The organism is Candidatus Schekmanbacteria bacterium, assembly GCA_003695725.1.
GTDB lineage: Bacteria > Schekmanbacteria > GWA2-38-11 > GWA2-38-11 > J061 > J061.
Genome location: RFHX01000087.1, coordinates 1 through 3776 on the forward strand (window position 1 = coordinate 1; position 3776 = coordinate 3776).

At 35.4% G+C, this 3776-nt stretch carries 2 protein-coding genes; one reads left to right on the forward strand and one right to left on the reverse strand.

The genetic code is table 11. From position 1 onward, the window contains the following. Nucleotides 1-866: PEP-CTERM sorting domain-containing protein (locus D6734_03605; GenBank protein RMF96482.1), on the forward strand; the 866-nt coding region annotated here is incomplete at its 5' end. Here D6734_03605 and prsT read toward each other — a convergent pair. Continuing rightward, a complete protein-coding gene (prsT, locus tag D6734_03610; GenBank protein RMF96483.1) occupies nucleotides 863-3655 on the reverse strand; it encodes a PEP-CTERM system TPR-repeat protein PrsT in 2793 nt (930 codons plus the stop codon). The genes D6734_03605 and prsT overlap by 4 nt on opposite strands. Nucleotides 3656-3776 lie beyond the last annotated feature (121 nt).

Genomic DNA, 3776 nt, shown 5'->3' on the forward strand with positions numbered 1-3776 from the left:
CTATTATTTTTAGCCCATTAGCGAATGCCACATTAATTTGGGAATCCAATTTAGGCCAATTAGTTTTACAGGGACCGAATAATTTCCCTTTTTCGGGAGGTTTTTCTGTAAATTACAATATTGGATTTGATTTCAGTTTTTATGGAAATACATACAGCAATTTGTGGTTAAACAGTAATGGAACGATTACTTTTGATGATCAGAATGTCGTTGTTTGGAATGGTTCATTCCCGGCTGAACAGCCGATGGGTGTAAATGGGCCACAACCAAATGAGTCGATGAAAATGATTGCACCCTTATGGGATAATCTTTCAATCAGCCCTGATGCAAAAGAGGATGGTTCGGTTGATCCAAATACAGGAATATGGGCAAATCTAATAGGGACTCCAGGTTCAAGGAAACTTGTCATTACTTGGAATAATGTTTCTCATTTCAATGAAAGCGGTTATCCAACGGTTTTCTATGGTTCAGATACTTTTCAAGTGACTCTCACAGAGGGTAGCACTGATATATTATTCAGTTATCTGAATTTAGATGGTGTAACGGATCCAATTCATTCGGGAAGTTATTCCAATGGGAGTTATTCATTTCCAAATGATTTTAATGGGATTACAATTGGTGTAAATGCAGGAGACCTTCCGGGAAGCCAATATATCAGAGGAACTCAGTATCTTTATGGATTTGTTGATAACTCTCTTTTGCCTCAAAATGATTCCGTGCTTTTAACATATGACCCTGATTATTATGCTCCGGGAGTTGGAGAATATGTTATAGCAAATACAACACCTGTACCTGAGCCATCAACAATCATTTTGTTGGGTACTTCTCTTGTAGCGTTATATCTTATTCGCGTAAGGGATAATTAATTATTTTTTAGAAACCGTCTTGCCTCTTCTGCTCCAGCAAAATTTTGCGACAATTCAAGAGACCTTTGGAATGACTTTTTGGCACCTGCTTTATCACCAAGACGAAGTAAAGATTTCCCCAAATGAAAGTGTATCTCAGCGTTGTCAGGCATCAATGTAAGTGCCTTTTCAAATTGTTTTTTTGCTTCCTTTACCATTCCTCTTTTAAGGTATATCCACCCGAGAGTATCAACAACAGCACCATTCTTAGGCGCAATTCTTGCAGCTTTTGAAGCTAATTCTGATGATTTTTTGAAATCTTTGCCTGTTTCTGCATAAACCCAAGCAAGATTGTTCAATACAGGCACGGAATTTGGTGCGCTTTCCAATGCCTTTTCATAATAAGAAATTGCTTTATCATATTCTTTCTCTTCCTGATATATAGAGCCAAGATTGAATAGCACTGACGGATTCTTTGGATTTAACGATAGTGCTTTATTGAAATATCTAATAGCATCCTTTTTGTCATTTTTCTTCAAATATAACTGAGCAAGTGTAATCAAAGTTTCTGTTGATTTGGGGGAAAGTTTTAGTGCTTTCATAAGGTTTGATTCAGCAGCCATGAAATCACCTTTTTCCATATTTAGATTTCCCGCAATTCTCAAAGGTACCGATGATTTCGGGTTGTCCTTTGCCATTGCATTGGCTATTGCCAAAGCTTCGTCATATTTCTTGAGTACAGAAAGGACATTTATTTTTTGCATTTTTATTTCATTGGAATTTGGCGCTTTTGAAAGGGCTTTATCTAAAAATTCCAATGCCTTTTCATATTTTTTAGATACTGCATAAAGGGTGCCAAGACGAAGGTAGGCCAGTGGGCTGTCTTCCTGAATGGAAAGGATTTTGTTATATTCCTTTTCTGCCTGCTGGAAATCTCTCTTCGTAACATAATAAAGTCCAAGTAAATCGTAACCAACGATGGCTTTATCATTGATGTTAATTATTTTTTCTGCAAGCCCTTTTGATTTTTCAGCAAGTCCAAGTCGTTGATAGAGTCGTGCTGTATAAACCATTAACTGAATGTTGTCAGGATTTGATTTTATACTATTCTCCAATACTTCAATTGCCTTCCTTGGCTTTCCATTGACAAGATTTAGTGTTGCAATCCTTCTGATTACGGAAATATTTGAAGGAGATTTTTTTAATGCCTCATTGAGTATCTTTTCTGCCTCTGCATAATTTCCTTTTCTTATATAAATTGTAGCAATGTTGTTATAAGAGGAGATGAATTTAGGAGCTATCTTGATGGCTTTGCGAAAGTATTCAATAGCTTTTGATTCATTCTTCTTATAATAATAAGTTGATCCTAAGAGATTGAGAAGTACTGGATTGTCTTTTGCCTGTTTTAGGCCTTTATTGCATTCTTTGATAGCTTTATCATACTGTTTATCCCGAATATAGCTTATTATAAGATTATATCTTGCATTTAAGAAGTCCGGATTGATTTTTAGCGCTTTTTCAAATTCTTCAATTGCCGAATCGATTCTTCCTGTGCTTGAATAGAATTTCCCAAGGTTGAGATAAGAAGGCGCAAATTCAGGATTTGTCTCTATTGCTTTATTAAATTCCTCTTCTGCTTTATCAGGCTGGTTTGTCAATGTGTATGCTTGTCCCAATGTGCTGTATGCAAGAGGGTTTTCAGGTGCTAATGTGGTTATCTTCTCAAATTCCGATATAGCTTCATCATTCCACCCTTGGCGAAGATAGAGAGTGCCAAGATATAAATGGACTTGAGGAAAGTTGGGCTTAATTTTTTGCACGGTCTTCAATTCACTTATTGCCTGCTGAATATTCCCCTTTGCTTCATGGGCTAATGCAAAATAAAATCTTGCTTCAGCAAATCCTGGTGCCTTATTTACTGCTTCCTGAAGATGTGTAAATGCATCGTCGAGCTTTCCCTGCATCAAAAAAGCAACACCTTTTAAGTAATTTCCTCCTGCAAGTTTGAAATTTATCTTATTTAATTCTTCTCCTTCATTTGCGGCTTCGTCATATTTTTTTTGGTCCAAATAAAGGACGCCAAGAAGAAAATGTGAGTCATAATGCTGAGGATTTAATTCAATTGCTTTTTTGAAAGTGTTTTCTGCAGCAGCATAGTCCTTCTTTTTTACATAAAAATTTGCAAGACTCAGGACAGCTTCAAAATTTTTTGGGTTGATTTCCAAAGCTTTTTTATAAAAGAATTCTGCTTTATCGAATAGCTTCTTTTTAGAATAAAGATGTCCTTTTGTAATATATGCTTTTGGAAATGATGGATCTATTTTGATTATTTTATCTAAGATTGCTTCTGCTTCATCAAAGTTTTCCTTATAGATTTGCGCATTGGCTATATTATTTAGCGCTTCCTTATTATCAGGCTCGACAGCAATAACCTTTTTGAACTCTGTGAGAGCGTCATCAATCTTATTACCTGCAAGTTTAATGATCCCCAATTGCAGGTGCAAATCTGGTTTATCAAAACCATTTTCAATTGCTTTGTTGAACTGTTCTTCTGCTTTAGATAGCTCTCTTCTACCCATATAAGATTTCCCAAGATAATAAAGTGCTTCGCCTGAAGAAGGATTTATTTGAAGTGCATTTTTCAGTTCGATGATAGCTCTATTATAGTCATTATTTTTGAGATGTTCTTCTGCCTTTGCAATATGTGATTTTACTTTTTCTTCAGGACTCTTACAGCCATAGCCGGCAATTAGAGATATAGAAAAAACTATCACAAATGTAGTAATTATCCTTTTTAAATGGGGCGCCATAATTGTATTCCTCCTTTTCAAAATAAATTACACATAGAAATCAAAATTTCTTTTCTTATTTAACTGAAAACTCAAAAGAAATAGAAGTTTTATTTATAGAAAGGGCGAAACAGGTTTTAAA

Coding starts and splice junctions, on each gene's coding strand:
- prsT (RMF96483.1), bottom strand. CDS start 3,655: ATGGCGCCCCATTTAAAAAGGATAATTACTACATTTGTGATAGTTTTT.